Annotated in this window: 13 protein-coding genes and 1 pseudogene; 7 read left to right on the forward strand and 7 right to left on the reverse strand. The window is 51.7% G+C overall.

Features of this window, described 5'->3' with window-relative positions:
* Positions 1 to 150: 150 nt before the first annotated feature.
* The 6 genes from lptD to apaH are packed head-to-tail and all read left to right on the forward strand — an operon-like array spanning position 151 to position 6,891.
* Complete coding sequence (gene lptD / locus AAYN39_RS04105; RefSeq protein WP_000746124.1) at positions 151 to 2,505, forward strand: LPS assembly protein LptD; 2,355 nt, start codon at positions 151 to 153, stop codon at positions 2,503 to 2,505.
* Positions 2,506 to 2,558: 53 nt separating this feature from the next.
* On the forward strand, positions 2,559 to 3,845 hold the full coding sequence (surA, locus tag AAYN39_RS04110) for a peptidylprolyl isomerase SurA (RefSeq protein ID WP_000800482.1): 1,287 nt from the start codon (positions 2,559 to 2,561) through the stop codon (positions 3,843 to 3,845).
* On the forward strand, positions 3,845 to 4,834 hold the full coding sequence (gene pdxA, locus AAYN39_RS04115) for a 4-hydroxythreonine-4-phosphate dehydrogenase PdxA (protein WP_000093001.1): 990 nt from the start codon (positions 3,845 to 3,847) through the stop codon (positions 4,832 to 4,834). The genes surA and pdxA overlap by 1 nt, the downstream gene beginning before the upstream one ends.
* A complete protein-coding gene (gene rsmA / locus AAYN39_RS04120; RefSeq protein ID WP_001065397.1) occupies positions 4,831 to 5,652 on the forward strand; it encodes a 16S rRNA (adenine(1518)-N(6)/adenine(1519)-N(6))-dimethyltransferase RsmA in 822 nt (273 codons plus the stop codon). Before pdxA ends, rsmA begins: the two co-directional genes overlap by 4 nt.
* 2 nt (positions 5,653 to 5,654) lie before the next feature.
* On the forward strand, positions 5,655 to 6,032 hold the full coding sequence (apaG, locus tag AAYN39_RS04125; protein WP_000610896.1) for a Co2+/Mg2+ efflux protein ApaG: 378 nt from the start codon (positions 5,655 to 5,657) through the stop codon (positions 6,030 to 6,032).
* 10 nt (positions 6,033 to 6,042) lie between these two features.
* Positions 6,043 to 6,891: a bis(5'-nucleosyl)-tetraphosphatase (symmetrical) ApaH gene (gene apaH / locus AAYN39_RS04130; protein ID WP_000257211.1), complete on the forward strand. Its 849-nt coding sequence runs from the start codon at positions 6,043 to 6,045 to the stop codon at positions 6,889 to 6,891.
* Positions 6,892 to 6,986: 95 nt separating this feature from the next.
* On the opposite strand, the gene folA is transcribed toward apaH, so the two are convergent.
* From folA to AAYN39_RS04150, 4 genes and pseudogenes are all read right to left on the reverse strand, one after another.
* The gene (gene folA / locus AAYN39_RS04135; RefSeq protein ID WP_000624378.1) at positions 6,987 to 7,466 is read right to left on the reverse strand and encodes a type 3 dihydrofolate reductase; all 480 of its coding nucleotides are present in this window, start codon (positions 7,464 to 7,466) and stop codon (positions 6,987 to 6,989) included.
* Positions 7,467 to 7,664: 198 nt separating this feature from the next.
* Complete coding sequence (gene kefC / locus AAYN39_RS04140) at positions 7,665 to 9,527, reverse strand: glutathione-regulated potassium-efflux system protein KefC (protein WP_000377172.1); 1,863 nt, start codon at positions 9,525 to 9,527, stop codon at positions 7,665 to 7,667.
* Complete coding sequence (gene kefF, locus AAYN39_RS04145) at positions 9,520 to 10,050, reverse strand: glutathione-regulated potassium-efflux system oxidoreductase KefF (RefSeq protein WP_000600696.1); 531 nt, start codon at positions 10,048 to 10,050, stop codon at positions 9,520 to 9,522. Before kefF ends, kefC begins: the two co-directional genes overlap by 8 nt.
* A gap of 406 nt (positions 10,051 to 10,456) precedes the next feature.
* Positions 10,457 to 12,345: pseudogene (locus tag AAYN39_RS04150) on the reverse strand (sulfatase-like hydrolase/transferase).
* Positions 12,346 to 13,242: 897 nt separating this feature from the next.
* Between AAYN39_RS04150 and srfN the strand changes: the two are divergent.
* The gene (gene srfN, locus AAYN39_RS04155) at positions 13,243 to 13,533 is read left to right on the forward strand and encodes a DUF1471 family virulence protein SrfN (RefSeq protein ID WP_000745961.1); all 291 of its coding nucleotides are present in this window, start codon (positions 13,243 to 13,245) and stop codon (positions 13,531 to 13,533) included.
* Between the two features lie 223 nt (positions 13,534 to 13,756).
* Here srfN and AAYN39_RS04160 read toward each other — a convergent pair whose 3' ends face one another.
* The 3 genes from AAYN39_RS04160 to AAYN39_RS04170 all read right to left on the reverse strand — a co-directional run bounded on the left by AAYN39_RS04160 (position 13,757) and on the right by AAYN39_RS04170 (position 16,123).
* Positions 13,757 to 14,173 carry a hypothetical protein gene (locus AAYN39_RS04160; RefSeq protein ID WP_000767274.1) on the reverse strand — a complete coding sequence of 139 codons (417 nt, stop codon included), beginning with the start codon at positions 14,171 to 14,173 and terminating at the stop codon, positions 13,757 to 13,759.
* Positions 14,174 to 14,463: 290 nt separating this feature from the next.
* Positions 14,464 to 14,694, reverse strand: coding sequence for a YgdI/YgdR family lipoprotein (locus AAYN39_RS04165; RefSeq protein WP_001172089.1), 231 nt, complete (start codon positions 14,692 to 14,694; stop codon positions 14,464 to 14,466).
* Positions 14,695 to 14,782: 88 nt separating this feature from the next.
* Positions 14,783 to 16,123, reverse strand: coding sequence for an MFS transporter (locus AAYN39_RS04170; protein WP_001136168.1), 1,341 nt, complete (start codon positions 16,121 to 16,123; stop codon positions 14,783 to 14,785).
* Positions 16,124 to 16,207: the final 84 nt, after the last annotated feature.

The following is a 16,207-nucleotide window of genomic DNA, read 5'->3' on the forward strand; positions in this document are numbered from 1 at the left end:
TTGCATTATCATACCTGTCATTCAATGCCGTGCCTAACACCACAGACGCTAAACGGCAGGATTAACACTGGCGCAGCGAAGATGAGTAAGTTAGGCTGTGACCGTTTGTCACGCGCAACGCTACCGATGATGGAACAATAAATACAACGTATGAAAAAACGTATTCCCACTCTTCTGGCCACCATGATCGCCAGCGCCCTTTATAGTCATCAGGGGCTGGCAGCCGATCTCGCCTCACAGTGTATGTTGGGCGTGCCGAGCTACGATCGTCCTCTGGTAAAAGGCGATACCAACGATCTGCCGGTTACTATCAATGCCGATAACGCTAAAGGTAACTACCCGGACGATGCCGTTTTTACCGGCAACGTGGACATTATGCAGGGGAATAGCCGCCTGCAAGCGGATGAAGTGCAGCTTCATCAGAAGCAGGCGGAAGGTCAGCCGGAACCTGTACGCACCGTCGATGCGCTGGGTAATGTGCATTATGATGACAATCAGGTCATCCTTAAAGGGCCGAAGGGCTGGGCGAACCTGAACACCAAAGACACGAACGTCTGGGAAGGCGATTACCAAATGGTGGGCCGTCAGGGGCGCGGTAAAGCCGATCTCATGAAGCAGCGTGGCGAAAACCGCTATACCATTCTGGAAAACGGCAGCTTTACCTCCTGTCTGCCTGGCTCCGATACCTGGAGCGTGGTGGGGAGTGAAGTCATCCATGACCGTGAAGAACAGGTTGCGGAGATCTGGAACGCCCGGTTTAAAGTAGGTCCGGTTCCGATCTTTTATAGCCCCTATTTACAGCTACCCGTCGGTGACAAACGTCGCTCAGGTTTCCTGATCCCGAACGCGAAATACACGACCAAGAACTATTTCGAGTTCTACTTACCGTATTACTGGAACATCGCGCCCAATATGGACGCCACCATCACCCCGCACTATATGCACCGCCGCGGCAATATTATGTGGGAGAACGAATTCCGTTATCTCACGCAGGCCGGCGCCGGGTTGATGGAATTAGATTATCTGCCTTCTGATAAAGTCTACGAGGACGAACATCCCAAAGAGGGCGATAAGCACCGCTGGTTATTCTACTGGCAGCACTCAGGCGTGATGGATCAGGTGTGGCGTTTTAACGTCGATTACACCAAAGTCAGCGACTCCAGCTACTTTAATGATTTCGACAGTAAGTACGGTTCCAGTACCGACGGCTACGCAACGCAGAAATTCAGCGTCGGCTACGCCGTACAAAACTTTGACGCTACGGTGTCGACCAAACAATTCCAGGTCTTTAACGATCAGAACACCAGCAGCTATTCAGCGGAGCCGCAGTTAGACGTTAACTACTACCATAACGATCTCGGCCCGTTTGATACCCGGATTTACGGTCAGGCGGTGCACTTTGTCAACACCAAAGACAATATGCCGGAAGCGACCCGCGTCCACCTGGAGCCGACCATTAGTCTGCCGCTCTCCAACCGCTGGGGCAGTCTGAACACCGAAGCGAAGCTGATGGCGACGCACTATCAGCAGACGAATCTGGACTGGTACAACGCCAATAACAGCAAAAAACTGGAAGATTCGGTTAACCGCGTCATGCCGCAGTTTAAAGTCGACGGTAAGCTCGTCTTCGAACGCGATATGGCGATGCTGGCGCCGGGGTATACCCAAACGCTGGAACCACGCGTGCAGTACCTGTATGTGCCGTACCGCGACCAGAGCGGCATCTATAACTACGATTCTTCTTTGCTGCAATCCGACTATAACGGCCTGTTCCGCGACCGCACTTATGGCGGTCTCGACCGTATTGCTTCCGCCAACCAGGTCACGACCGGCGTCACAACACGCATTTATGATGATGCCGCCGTTGAACGTTTTAACGTTTCTGTTGGTCAAATCTACTATTTCACGGAGTCTCGCACCGGCGATGACAACATTAAATGGGAGAATGACGACAAAACCGGTTCGCTGGTTTGGGCAGGTGACACTTACTGGCGTATTTCAGAACGCTGGGGGCTGCGTAGCGGAGTGCAGTACGATACCCGTCTGGATAGCGTCGCTACCAGCAGCAGCAGCCTCGAATACCGTCGGGATCAGGATCGTCTGGTACAGTTGAACTACCGCTATGCCAGCCCGGAATATATTCAGGCTACGTTGCCTTCGTATTATTCCACGGCAGAGCAGTATAAAAACGGCATCAACCAGGTGGGCGCGGTGGCAAGTTGGCCGATTGCCGATCGCTGGTCGATTGTCGGCGCGTACTACTTCGATACCAATTCGAGCAAACCTGCAGACCAGATGCTCGGCTTGCAGTACAACTCTTGCTGCTATGCGATCCGCGTCGGATACGAACGTAAGCTGAACGGTTGGGATAACGATAAACAACACGCGATTTATGATAACGCGATTGGCTTCAACATTGAGCTGCGCGGTTTGAGCTCTAACTACGGCCTCGGCACGCAAGAAATGTTGCGTTCGAACATTCTGCCGTACCAAAGCTCTATGTAATCTGATTGATTTACAACGTAATCCGCATTGCGGTTAATTGAAATGGAAAAAGTATGAAGAACTGGAAAACGCTGCTTCTCGGTATCGCCATGATCGCGAATACCAGTTTCGCTGCCCCCCAGGTAGTCGATAAAGTCGCAGCCGTCGTCAATAATGGCGTCGTGCTGGAAAGCGACGTTGATGGCTTAATGCAATCAGTCAAACTCAACGCGGGTCAGGCAGGTCAGCAGCTTCCGGACGACGCCACGCTGCGCCACCAGATCCTGGAACGTTTGATTATGGATCAAATTATCCTGCAGATGGGTCAGAAGATGGGGGTGAAGATCACGGATGAGCAGTTGGATCAGGCCATCGCCAACATCGCCAAACAAAACAATATGACGATGGATCAGATGCGCAGCCGTCTGGCTTACGATGGGCTGAACTATTCAACCTACCGTAACCAGATTCGTAAAGAGATGATTATCTCTGAAGTGCGCAACAACGAAGTTCGTCGCCGTATCACCGTTTTGCCGCAAGAAGTTGACGCGCTGGCAAAACAGATTGGCACCCAAAACGACGCCAGCACCGAGCTGAACCTGAGCCATATCCTGATTGCTCTGCCGGAAAACCCAACCTCCGAGCAGGTTAACGACGCGCAGCGCCAGGCGGAAAGCATTGTTGAAGAAGCGCGTAACGGCGCAGATTTCGGCAAACTGGCGATTACCTACTCTGCCGACCAGCAGGCGTTAAAAGGTGGTCAGATGGGCTGGGGCCGTATTCAGGAGCTGCCGGGGATTTTCGCCCAGGCGCTGAGCACCGCGAAGAAAGGCGACATTGTCGGCCCGATTCGCTCCGGCGTCGGCTTCCACATTCTGAAAGTAAACGACCTGCGCGGTCAGAGCCAGAGTATCTCCGTGACCGAAGTTCACGCTCGTCACATTCTGCTTAAGCCGTCGCCGATCATGAACGATCAGCAGGCGCGCCTGAAGCTGGAAGAAATCGCGGCTGACATTAAGAGTGGTAAAACCACATTTGCCGCAGCGGCGAAAGAGTACTCTCAGGACCCGGGCTCCGCTAACCAAGGCGGTGATTTGGGTTGGGCTACGCCAGATATTTTCGATCCGGCGTTCCGCGACGCGCTAACGAAGCTGCATAAAGGCCAAATAAGCGCGCCGGTACACTCCTCTTTCGGCTGGCATCTGATCGAATTGCTGGATACGCGTAAGGTAGACAAAACCGATGCGGCGCAGAAAGATCGCGCTTATCGTATGCTGATGAACCGTAAATTCTCAGAAGAAGCGGCGACCTGGATGCAAGAACAGCGCGCCAGCGCTTACGTTAAGATTTTGAGTAACTAATGAGCAGTGCGCAACGCGTTGTTATCACTCCCGGCGAACCCGCCGGGATTGGCCCCGATCTTGTCGTCCAACTGGCGCAACGCGCGTGGCCGATTGAACTGGTCGTCTGTGCGGACGGCGCGCTCCTGACGGAGCGGGCCGCCATGCTCGGCCTGCCCCTCTCGCTTCTCCCTTACTCGCCTGATGTCCCCGCTGCGCCGCAGCCCGCGGGAACGCTGACCCTATTGCCGGTCTCGCTGCGCGCGCCTGCCATCCCCGGTCAGTTGACGGTAGAAAATGGCCCCTACGTGGTAGAGACGCTGGCGCGAGCGTGTGATGGCTGTCTGAACGGTGAATTTGCCGCGCTGATCACAGGCCCCGTGCACAAAGGCGTTATTAACGACGCAGGCATTCCGTTTACCGGTCATACCGAGTTTTTCGAAGAGCGTTCGCAGGCGAAAAAAGTCGTGATGATGCTGGCAACCGAAGAACTTCGCGTGGCGCTGGCGACCACGCATCTGCCGCTACGGGCGATTGCAGACGCCATCACCCCTGCGCTTTTGCACGAAGTGATTGCTATTTTGCATCACGATTTGCGGACCAAATTTGGTATTGCCGAACCGCGCATTCTTGTCTGTGGCCTGAATCCGCACGCGGGCGAAGGCGGTCATATGGGCACGGAAGAGATAGACACCATCATTCCGGTGCTCGACGAGCTGCGGGCGCAGGGGATGAAACTCAACGGGCCGCTACCTGCTGATACGCTGTTTCAGCCCAAATATCTCGATAATGCCGACGCGGTGCTGGCAATGTACCACGATCAGGGCCTGCCCGTGCTAAAATACCAGGGATTCGGTCGGGGAGTGAATATTACGCTCGGCCTACCTTTTATTCGAACCTCCGTTGATCACGGCACCGCGCTTGAACTGGCGGGCCGAGGAAAAGCGGATGTCGGCAGTTTTATTACGGCGCTTAATCTCGCCATCAAAATGATTGTTAATACCCAATGAATAATCGAGTCCATCAGGGCCATTTAGCCCGTAAACGCTTCGGGCAAAACTTTCTCAACGATCGGTTTGTGATCGACAGTATTGTTTCTGCTATTAATCCGCAAAAAGGCCAGGCGATGGTTGAAATCGGCCCCGGTCTGGCGGCGCTGACGGAGCCGGTCGGCGAACGACTGGATAAGCTCACGGTCATTGAACTTGACCGCGATCTGGCGGCGCGTTTGCAAACCCATCCGTTTTTAGGGCCGAAGCTGACTATTTATCAGCAGGACGCCATGACCATGAACTTTGGCGAACTGTCTGCGCAGTTGGGCCAGCCGCTGCGTGTGTTCGGCAATCTGCCCTATAATATCTCCACCCCGCTGATGTTCCATCTCTTTAGCTATACTGATGCCATTGCCGACATGCACTTTATGTTGCAAAAAGAAGTGGTAAATCGTCTGGTTGCAGGGCCGAACAGCAAAGCGTATGGTCGTTTAAGCGTGATGGCGCAATATTACTGTCAGGTGATCCCGGTGCTTGAAGTGCCGCCATCCGCCTTCACGCCGCCGCCCAAAGTGGACTCCGCCGTGGTGCGTCTGGTTCCACACGCAACGATGCCTTACCCGGTTAAAGATATTCGCGTGTTGAGCCGTATTACCACCGAGGCCTTTAACCAGCGCCGTAAAACGATCCGTAATAGTCTCGGCAATCTTTTTAGCGTTGAGACGTTGACGGAAATGGGTATTGACCCGGCAATGCGCGCGGAAAATATCTCTGTCGCGCAGTACTGCCAGATGGCCAACTATCTGTCGGAAAACGCGCCTTTGAAGGAGAGTTAAACATGATCAATTCGCCCAGAGTGTGTATTCAGGTGCAAAGCGTCTACATTGAGGCGCAATCCTCACCTGACGATGAACGTTACGTTTTTGCCTATACCGTAACCATCCGCAATCTGGGTCGGGCGCCAGTGCAGCTATTGGGCCGCTACTGGCTGATTACCAATGGTCATGGCCGTGAAACTGAAGTCCAGGGCAAAGGTGTGGTTGGCGTCCAGCCGCGCATTGCGCCTGGCGAAGAGTATCAGTACACCGGCGGCGCGGTAATTGAAACGCCGCTGGGCACCATGCAGGGTCATTACGAAATGATCGATGAAAATGGCGACGCCTTTACCATCGACATTCCCGTGTTTCGACTCGCCGTCCCTACACTCATTCACTAAAATTATAACAATGGCAACTTATCTCATCGGCGACGTTCACGGTTGCTACGACGAACTGATCGCCTTATTACAGCAAGTGGAATTTACGCCAGATACAGACACTCTATGGCTGACTGGCGATTTGGTCGCCCGCGGTCCCGGTTCGCTGGACGTGTTACGCTACGTCAAATCGCTTGGCAATAGCGTGCGTTTGGTGCTGGGGAATCACGATTTACACCTGTTGGCCGTATTCGCCGGGATTAGCCGCAACAAACCTAAAGACCGGCTGACCCCGCTTCTTGAAGCGCCGGACGCCGATGAGCTGTTGAATTGGTTACGCCGTCAGCCGCTGTTGCAGGTAGATGAAGAGAAAAAGCTGGTCATGGCGCATGCGGGTATTACCCCACAGTGGGATTTGCAGACGGCAAAAGAGTGCGCCCGCGATGTTGAAGCGGTGCTGTCGAGCGACTCGTACCCGTTTTTCCTCGACGCGATGTATGGCGATATGCCGAATAACTGGTCGCCGGAGTTAAGCGGTCTGGCGCGGCTACGCTTTATTACTAATGCCTTTACCCGTATGCGTTACTGCTTTCCTAACGGTCAACTGGATATGTACAGCAAAGCGTCGCCGGAAAATGCCCCTGCGCCGCTGAAGCCGTGGTTCGCCATTCCGGGACCGGTGAGCGAGGCTTACAGTATTGCTTTCGGGCACTGGGCGTCGCTGGAAGGGAAAGGGACGCCAGAAGGTATTTACGCGCTGGATACCGGCTGCTGCTGGGGCGGGGAGTTAACCTGTTTACGTTGGGAAGATAAACAGTATTTTGTGCAGCCGTCAAACCGCCAGATGGATATGGGCGAAGGCGAAGCGGTCAACGCCTGATAGGTTTATGCCTGATGGCGCTACGCTTATCAGGCCTACATCCGGCTCAAGAGTAGGCCGGATAAGGCATTTCGCCGCCATCCGGCACTACAGCGTTAACGACGCTCCAGAATCTCGAAACAATAGCTGTGAGAATTCTGCGCGTCGGCATCGTGAAACTCACTGAATACCGATTCCCAGTCATCCGGTTCATAATCCGGAAAATGGGTATCGCCTTCGACTTCCGCATCAATATGCGTCAGATAAAGCTTCTGCGCCTTTGGCAGGAACTGCTCGTACACGCGCCCGCCGCCAATGACCATAATTTCCGGCGCATCGCCGCAAGCGGCAATCGCCTCATCGACAGACTTCACCCACTGCACGCGATCGTCGGTGCCCGGCTGGCTGCTGATAATAATATTTTTACGTCCCGGTAAGGGGCGTCCGATGGACTCCCAGGTGTGACGTCCCATGACGACAGGTTTATTTAACGTGTTACGTTTAAACCATGCGAGATCGGCAGGCAGGTTCCACGGCATGGCGTTTTCCATACCGATGACGCGATCCACCGCTAACGCCGCAATCAGACTGATCATTAATTATTTCCTGATACAAAAAAAATTGCCGCCACTATACGTAAAGCGCAATCTTTCGTCGACTGACGAAAAGAGGATGAGCACGAAAATTTTTCGTTCTGCTGGCGACGCCACTCATTTGATGTGGAGCGCCAGCATTACAGTAGTTCAAAAACAGCCAATTAGCAGTAAAGTTTGCAGAACATCACATTTTTTACTTTAGATTGACGGTTTGACCTCGGGTTCATCAGCGGCCTTCCCGGAATGTTTGCCCTCAGCCGTTCCCTGCCAGCCGTGGCGCTGAATCAACGACAGATGCTCCCGGTCCTCGGTAATAATTTCGCTCAACATCGCGCTGGTACGTTTATAGGCGGCGGCGCGAGATAACGGATCGTTTTCCCCTTTCGCCATCTCTTCCACCATCCGGGTATTAAAATGACAGAACAGATCCGCGCGCTCGCGGGCTTCATAACGCCCCAGCCCCAGCGCCTCCAAAGCCTGTCGCCCGCTTTTGAGCGCGCCTTCGAAGGTTTCACGTTCGGGCATCGCCACACCAGCCTGGCGCAGGCGAATGTAATGATCGACATCACGGGCGCGGGCGATAATCTGCAGATGCGGGAAATGCGTCTTCACCAGTTCACTCAGTTGCAAATTGGTTTGCGGATCGTCAATGGCGTTAATCAATACCTCCGCCTTCGCCGCTCCGGCAGATTCCAGCAAATCCATACGCGTCGCGTCGCCATAAAAAACCTTCATGCCGAATTTACGCAGCGTTTCGATATGATCGGGGTCGTGATCGAGCACCACCATCTTCACCCCGCTCGACAGCAGTAAACGCCCGGCTATCTGCCCAAATCGCCCAAACCCGGCCACAATGACCCGCGGCTGCTCTTCGTCGATTTCATCCGCCTCGCGCGCTTCACCCGTTGCGGTCTTTTCCATGCGCGTCAGCAGCACCAGAAAAATCGGCGTGGCCGCCATCGACAGCGCGACCGCCAGCGTCAGCGCTTTTGCCCATTCCGGCTCAAGTACATCCGCCATTTGCGCCGCGCCAAAAACCACAAACGCAAACTCACTTCCCTGGCCTAATAAGACGGCAAACCAGCGACGCTGTTTTGCCGGTACGCCCAGGGTCCTCGCGACCAGCCACAGCATGACGATTTTGATTGCCAGAAAACCGGCCAACAACAGCAGAATGCGCAGCGGATTCTCCACCAGCGTGCCGAAATCAATCGACATGCCGACGCCAATAAAGAACAACCCCAGCAGCAACCCCTTAAAGGGTTCAATATCGCTTTCCAGCGCATGACGATATTCCGAACTCGCCAGCAGAACGCCCGCCAGGAACGCGCCCATCGCCATTGACAGCCCAACCTCTTCCAGCAACAGGCCGAAACCAAACACCAGAAATAGCGCCACGGCGCTGAACACCTCCCGCAAACCAGAACGCGCGACAAAGCGCAGCGCCGGGCGCGTAACGTAGCGTCCCAGCAACACCACCAGCGCCAACGCGCCTGCGACTTTCAACGCCGATAGCGCAAACGCGCCAAGCGTGGTGGATGCGCCGCTGGCGGCCAGCAGAGGAATCATCGCCACCAGCGGGATCGCCGCGATATCCTGGAACAAGAGCACTGCAAATGCGCTACGCCCTACCTGTGAAACGGTCAGGTTACGCTCATTCATTGCCTGCATGGCGATAGCCGTGGACGAAAGCGCCAGCGTCATGCCAATCAGTTCCGCCACCTGCCAACGCAGGCCAAGAAACATACAGAACAGACCAATCAGTCCGCCGCAGACCACCATCTGTAACGCGCCGCCGCCAAATACCGAGGCGCGCAGCTTCCATAACCGTTGCGGGTCCAGTTCAAGCCCAATAACAAACAACATCAGCACGACGCCGATTTCCGCAAAATGCAGAATAGATTCGGCGTCCGTCACCAGCCGTAGCCCCCAGGGGCCGATAATGCAACCCGCAATCAGATACCCCAGCACTGATCCTAAGCCCAAACGTACCGCAATCGGCACAATCAACGCCGCTGAACCAAGATAGATCAGCGCCTGCAGTAGAGTATGGCTATCCATGATTCACCTCCTGCCATGCCAGTAAACGCTGTTTATACTGACGCGCCTGCGCCTGTAAGGTGTCGTCATCGCAAATGAACGTGCAGTGCATGGCAAACGGCGGCAGCCATTTGAGGCCGCAATAGAGCGCCGTCGCCTGTAGCGGCTGAGAAAGGACGGCAAATCCTGGATGGGAGCCGATAGCAAAGTGGTTTTCACCACCGCCGGTCGTTACCGCCCACAGCAGATGTTTACCATGCAATGCCGTACCGCCATGACCGTAAGCCCAGCCGTGGGTGAGGACTTTATCCATCCATAATTTGAGTAAAGGAGGGACGCTGTACCACTGCATCGGATGCTGCCAGACGATAAGACTCGCGCGCGACAGCGCCTCTTGCTCGGCGGCTACGTCAATATTGAAATCGGGATAGAGGTGATAAAGCGAACGTATTTCGACGTTTTCCAGCGTCCCTGCCTGTTCAAGCATCTGCTTATTCGCATGAGAATGATGCGGATACGGATGCGCATAAATAATGAGGATCATGATTAGCCTGTGATGATCTGTTTTTTATCACAAAGTGTAGTGACAAATTCGCCAGGCTAATAGTGAATATTATTGAGCGGCTAATCAGAAAAAATTGAATTAACGCCAGCAAGGAGTTGACGCCATCCTGCCCCCGGAAGATGCCCTCGAAGGGCCGCAGGCGTTTGTGGAAAAGCGCGATCCGGTGTGGAAAGGTTGGTGATGATGGCAGCCTTAAATTGCTGACAAATCGGTTTAAGGCCTTCTTGTCGGGTGGCGCTGCGCTAAATTTTCCTGTAATGACTGTAATATCAATCCATTACATGATGACACAGGCCCAATAAGCGCAGCGCCAACAGCATCTGAACCTCCAGACACGCTGGATGCTAGATCACCGACGCATAAATTAACCTAATGGGTCAGGCTCTTAATCTTTCGCCATGCGGTTAAATTGCTCAATAGTAAGATCCCATGGCTCACGGGCCGCATCCGGCATAAAACTGCCGTCATCCACGCCAATTTCGTCTTTGATAATTTTATTCAGTTTTTCATTCATCGTAAGAATGAGATCCTGATATTTCTGTTTATCAGCAGCAAGGTTATGGTTCTCATCAGGATCATTTTTAAGATCGTAAAGTTCAAGATCGTTGTACTTAATAAGATCCTCCCAGGTTTCCGGCGTATTATGCTCCCTTAGCGAGAAATAGCGTGCAAACTTATAACGGCCATCGTTAATCATCCGCGTCCCTGAACGATGGCTGAAATCAGGATGCAAATGCGATATTTCCTGCTTGATTTGCGCCACCGTTTTTGTTTATCTCTTTGTAGCGCGATAACACGGTGGAGATAATGGGCATCGGTATACAAGATCATGCCATAGCAATATAAGCTGGCATTTCTCACCGCATTAACCGCAACGCTCTCCGGGTTTTTTAGCAATCCGCTAAAATTAACGCCTTTGCGGTTGCCTAACGCCTGGTGCTGTTTTTCTTCCGGCAAACCGGTCAGCCCAACTAATGTCGGCGCAATATCAAGATGACAGGTCAACGCCTGACATTTCTTATTACCGGGGTACGCCGGGTGGGAAATAATCATCGGTACATGGATCTGTTCTTTATAAACGGAAGCGCCTTTACCGTGCATCTGATGGCTTCCGCCTAATTCGCCATGATCGGCAGTAAATACAACAATCGTTTTATCAGTTAACTTGAGGGCATCCAGTTCATTTAATATCCGGTCAAGGTGAGTATCACAATCGCGGATACAGTTGAAATAGTAGTCAAGCAGTTTACGCCAACGACGATCTTCATCAGGAAACTGCCCTTCCAGCGCAGCGCGCGCCGTCTGGTATTCAAGATGCGCCGGCGGTCTTCCCTGCTCATTGAATGATTGATGCCTGTTTGCCGGCAGCGGATAGTTCGGCCAGCTTGCCTGATAAAGCTCGTTTTCCGGCGGCTGCGTGGGCGCCAGGGTATTATCATCCTGATCCAACTCGCCACGCCACTGTACCTTTTCTCCTTCTTTATCGGTATCAATAAACATGACGTCATGAGGATTAACGAGGTTAACGGCCAGGAACCAGGGCTTGTGTTGGTCATTCAAGGGCTGCCCCTTGCATCTTAACCAATTTATAGTCTGAGCCGTGGTGGTTGAATCATAAAAATAGCCGCCTTTACTATGGCCTATAATATCGCCGATGCCGTGATAGTCAGCAAAACCATATTTTTCCATAATTTTATGTAATTCTGGTTCAGGAATATCCCCGACATCAATATCCTCATCTTTTTCGTCAGGCAAAGGCTTCTCCAGTTTTTCTGTAAGATGCCACTTACCTTTATAGGCCGTATAGTATCCCAGTTCCCGCATCATATGGCCTGTGGTTCCAAGAGCGGGGTCAAGGTCATAAGGCATCCAGGGTAATCCCAGATTATCAAACATCTTTGTCTGGGGCATATGTAAGCCGGTATACAATACGGAGCGGGAAGGCGTACAGACATTACTGGTATTCTGATGATTACAGAATGTCACCCCCGTTTTCATGAGCCGCTCTCTGCCGGGTACAGGGAAAGGAAACGTAGGAAAAAAACGCTCCTAGTCGGTCACGACTAACAGAATATTATATCCTTCTGGCAATTTTTCCGGGATTTCGCCAGTAAACGGTTTATCCCACGTCGGTTTCGCCTTGACGGCGCATTTTTCATCAGCCTTTACCGCGCCGGATAGCATACCGCCGGCGGCAAGAATACCGGCGCTGGTTAACAGTTTCCTACGCGTAAGATCCGTCTCTTCTGCGGACAGATTTTTTTTATTACTCATATTATTATACCTGTAGTCAGTAACTTTATCACATATTCATTTATTACTGTACGAGGAAGCGTGGATATGTATCAATGCCTTCCGGGTAAGAATATGTGTTATAAATTGATTTGTATTTCAAATTAGAAATATATTAATAAATAACCATAATTCACTGAAAAATTATTTAGATGAAAAGTTCATTGTTTTTATTTTAGAGATACAACTGCAGACATTACTTCATAAAAAAATACATTATTAAACATACTCTATAGCGCTGTGTTCGTGCCTTTTCCCTTCAGCTACGGTGATTACCCTATGCCGTTACAATAAAATCGCCCCGAAAGAAACACTATCAGTAACAGGCCGCGCAACCATAGACATACAACCGGTAATATCACTCTGGGAAATTAAAACATAACTCAATTCTGTTATGTTGCTTATGAATAAAACTAGCGTATTGTCGCGTGATTCAATAAAAATTACGCCATTAAAAGAAATAATATAAAAACTATTATTTACAGGGGGTTAAGTTTCTTTTTAGCTGGCAGCGCATTATTTTACATTGACAACAACATAAAGAGGTGACTATAACAAGATATAAGACGGTCACACCAAATAAGGCTATTTTCAGATAATCAACCGAGGTTATTACCCAAAATAATTCGAGTTGCTTAAAGGCGGCAAGGGAGTGAGTCACCAGGAGCATAGATAATTATGTGACTGAGGTGAGCGACAAATCTGCCGGGAGCAGATTTGAACGTCGCGTGCGACGGCCCGTCAGGGCGAGGCCCATGGGTGGGCCGAGTAATCCGTAGCCAACACATAAGCAACCTGAAGTATGAAGGGTATAAATAATTTCGTTACGGATTACTGATATTGCGCAAACCTTATCATCAATGCAACAGGAACAGAACTATGAAAAAACGCATCATTGCCGCCGCATTACTGGCAACGGTTGCTTCATTCAGCACACTTGCGGCAGAGCAGGTCTCTAAGCAAGAAATCAGCCACTTCAAACTGGTTAAGGTCGGCACCATAAATGTGTCCCAGAGTGGCGGGCAGATTTCCTCACCCTCTGATCTACGCGAAAAACTGTCAGAATTAGCCGATGCGAAAGGCGGAAAATATTACCATATTATCGCTGCACGTGAGCATGGTCCGAATTTTGAAGCCGTTGCCGAAGTTTATAACGATGCGACGAAATAAAGCTCTGATTGCGCCATAACGATGGCACTGGCATGAAATAATAAGAGAGCGCCAGCAAGGTGCCATGTTACGTCACAATCCACTCAGGGCCGTCTGGAAACAGATGCTGGCCCTCTTTTTTATCAACAGTTCATCCGGGGCAGGCAAGCCGTTGGAATGTGCGCGCGCAGGCAGTAAGCCCTTCGTGAATAAGACGGTTTTGCGGGCTGTTTTAAGGTAATATTTAGTGCGCTTTTACCTGCCTGAACCAGTAATTTTCCATTTTCGTTATCCATTTCCCCTTTTTATTTTTCGGTATTACGCCAGCCCAAAGTAATTGCAGCTGTCGGTTATAGGTTCCAATAGCGTGTCCACCATACGCCCCTTCAAATGCTATCACCATGGGTCCCTGCCCTTTTACCCCCTCTTGTCCTTCATGGCAATAAAGCGCGTTGCGGTGAGTCACGTCAAGTTCATACTGTACGTTCAGTTTCACACATTTTTCCCCGCAGCCTTCTACTGGCGGCAATATTGTCATGGTATAAGGCGGGTTATCTGCAGTGGTTTTCCATGTTCCGATCAGGTCTTTGCAGGCGTTTATCTCCGTAGCCCCGGAGGCGGCAGAAAATAGCGCGAGCAAATAAAAAGGTATTAGTTTCAGTTTCATTACAGACTCCGTTTCCTTATACCTAATCATTTATACCTAATCATAAGGATAAATGCCTTGCGATATGTTTTTTCCGGGAAATGTTGAGCCGCTGTTCAGAGAAATGTCGATGAGTGTAACCTCATGTAAGCGGACAGCGCGGTGGGGAAAGCGGGAACACGGGCGAACGTATTTCGACGTTTTCCGGCGTCCCTGCCAGTTCAGGCATCCGTTTATTCGCATGGGAATAAATGGATGCGCATAAAGAGAGAATATTATTGCGCGGCTAACCAGAAAAAATTGAATTAATTATCCAGCTCGCTCATATTTTTCAGCTGATCGCGGTTAATCTGTTCGGTTTTCCCGGTGGCGGCGTTTTTGTAAGACACCATACCGGTATCGTTATCGACCTCGGGTTTCCCGTCGGTGACAATAGTTTTGCCATCCGTGGTTTCAACCGCCTGGTTAGAAGAGCATCCTGCGACGGTGAATAGTGTTGCTGCGGTAAACAGTGCGGTCATAAGACGTTTTTGCATGGTGTTCTCCCTGCTTTTCAGTTGTTTTAGCATGTGACTGTTAACTGTAGCGTTATTGGCGAAAAGCAGGGAGAAATGCAGAACACTCTTAACGAGGGTTATCCGATGGCGTTCCGCGCAAAGTCATGTTTCCGGTCTGTGTTAGCGTCAAGCCGCGAGTTTCCGGGGCAAACATCACCGATACGCCAAGCCCGACTAACGAAATCAACGCGCCAATCAGCATGACGTTATTAATACCGTAACGAGTAATAAAAATCGGTAATGCCCAGGTGGAGACAATGGTTCCGATACGGCTTAATGACATGATGACCCCCACGGCCGAAGCGCGAATATCCGTAGGGAAGAGTTCATTAGGATAAAGCCATTGCAGTATGCCCGGTCCGCCGGAAAAGAAGGCGTATACCGCAAACGCCACCACGACCAGTATGATACCCAGATTTGACACCAGCCCCAGCAGCGCCAGCGCGATAGTCATCATGGCGAAGCTGCCAATAAGCAGAGGGCGACGGCCAATACTGTTTAGCCAGAACATCGCCGGTATACAGCCCAGCATAAAAAAGAGGCTAATCACCACATTGCCGAGCGCCGCGTTGCGCCCCTGTTCCCAGCCGAGTAACCCGACGATCTGCGGCCCAAAGGTATAGATAGCGAACATCGGGATCACCTGACAGCTCCAGATAGCCGCAACGAACAGTACAAACGGGAAATGACGGCGGTTAAACAGCTGCAGGAAGCGGGTCTCCTGCGGCGGCTCATCGTCAAAGCAGACCGGTTCGCCGAACAGTTTGATCATCATTTGTTCGCACTCTTTTACCCGTCCTTTTCGCAATAGCCAGCGTGGCGATTCCGGCAGGTCAAAGCGGCCAATCAAAATGATTAAGCACGGGATAAAGGCGCTGCCAAGCATCCAGCGCCAGCCTCCTTCCATGTCATACAGCCAGTAACCCACCAGGTTGGCGCAGGTCGCGCCGACGTACCACATCGCGGCGATAAAACCGATGGAGAACGCACGCTGGCGGGTGTTGGAAAACTCCGTAATCATGGAAGTGGCGATAGGGTAATCCGCGCCGATAACAATGCCAATTAAAACGCGCATCACCAGCAATTCAAGCGGCGTGGAAACAAACATGGTCGCCACGGAGATAACGCCGATAGCGATAATATCAAGCAGGAACATTTTACGCCGCCCGACTTTATCGCAAATATAGCCAAACAACGAGGTGCCGATAAACAGTCCGGCAAGCGTAGCCGCGCCGAGCGCGCCAATCCATTCAGCATCAAGGTGCAATAGCGGCGTCAGTTGTTCCAGCGCCACGCCAATGATCACCAGCACGTAGCCATCAAGGAACGGGCCGCCGCTTCCCCACAGCATAATTCTGCGATGGATGGAGGAGAATTTAAGGTCGTCAAAGTTCCTGGGCTGCGGCATGGTGATGTCCTGTTTCAACACGGGCAAAGCGTCATCTGTAGGCCGGATAAGGCGTTTACGCCGCCATCCGGCATTGGCGCCACA

Source organism: Salmonella sp. K21076, from assembly GCF_039650795.1.
Taxonomy (GTDB): domain Bacteria; phylum Pseudomonadota; class Gammaproteobacteria; order Enterobacterales; family Enterobacteriaceae; genus Salmonella; species Salmonella enterica.

Coding starts and splice junctions, on each gene's coding strand:
- AAYN39_RS04170 (WP_001136168.1), bottom strand. CDS start 16,123: ATGCCGCAGCCCAGGAACTTTGACGACCTTAAATTCTCCTCCATCCAT.
- surA (WP_000800482.1), top strand. CDS start 2,559: ATGAAGAACTGGAAAACGCTGCTTCTCGGTATCGCCATGATCGCGAAT.
- apaG (WP_000610896.1), top strand. CDS start 5,655: ATGATCAATTCGCCCAGAGTGTGTATTCAGGTGCAAAGCGTCTACATT.
- apaH (WP_000257211.1), top strand. CDS start 6,043: ATGGCAACTTATCTCATCGGCGACGTTCACGGTTGCTACGACGAACTG.
- rsmA (WP_001065397.1), top strand. CDS start 4,831: ATGAATAATCGAGTCCATCAGGGCCATTTAGCCCGTAAACGCTTCGGG.
- kefC (WP_000377172.1), bottom strand. CDS start 9,527: ATGGATAGCCATACTCTACTGCAGGCGCTGATCTATCTTGGTTCAGCG.
- AAYN39_RS04165 (WP_001172089.1), bottom strand. CDS start 14,694: ATGCAAAAACGTCTTATGACCGCACTGTTTACCGCAGCAACACTATTC.
- lptD (WP_000746124.1), top strand. CDS start 151: ATGAAAAAACGTATTCCCACTCTTCTGGCCACCATGATCGCCAGCGCC.
- pdxA (WP_000093001.1), top strand. CDS start 3,845: ATGAGCAGTGCGCAACGCGTTGTTATCACTCCCGGCGAACCCGCCGGG.
- folA (WP_000624378.1), bottom strand. CDS start 7,466: ATGATCAGTCTGATTGCGGCGTTAGCGGTGGATCGCGTCATCGGTATG.
- kefF (WP_000600696.1), bottom strand. CDS start 10,050: ATGATCCTCATTATTTATGCGCATCCGTATCCGCATCATTCTCATGCG.
- srfN (WP_000745961.1), top strand. CDS start 13,243: ATGAAAAAACGCATCATTGCCGCCGCATTACTGGCAACGGTTGCTTCA.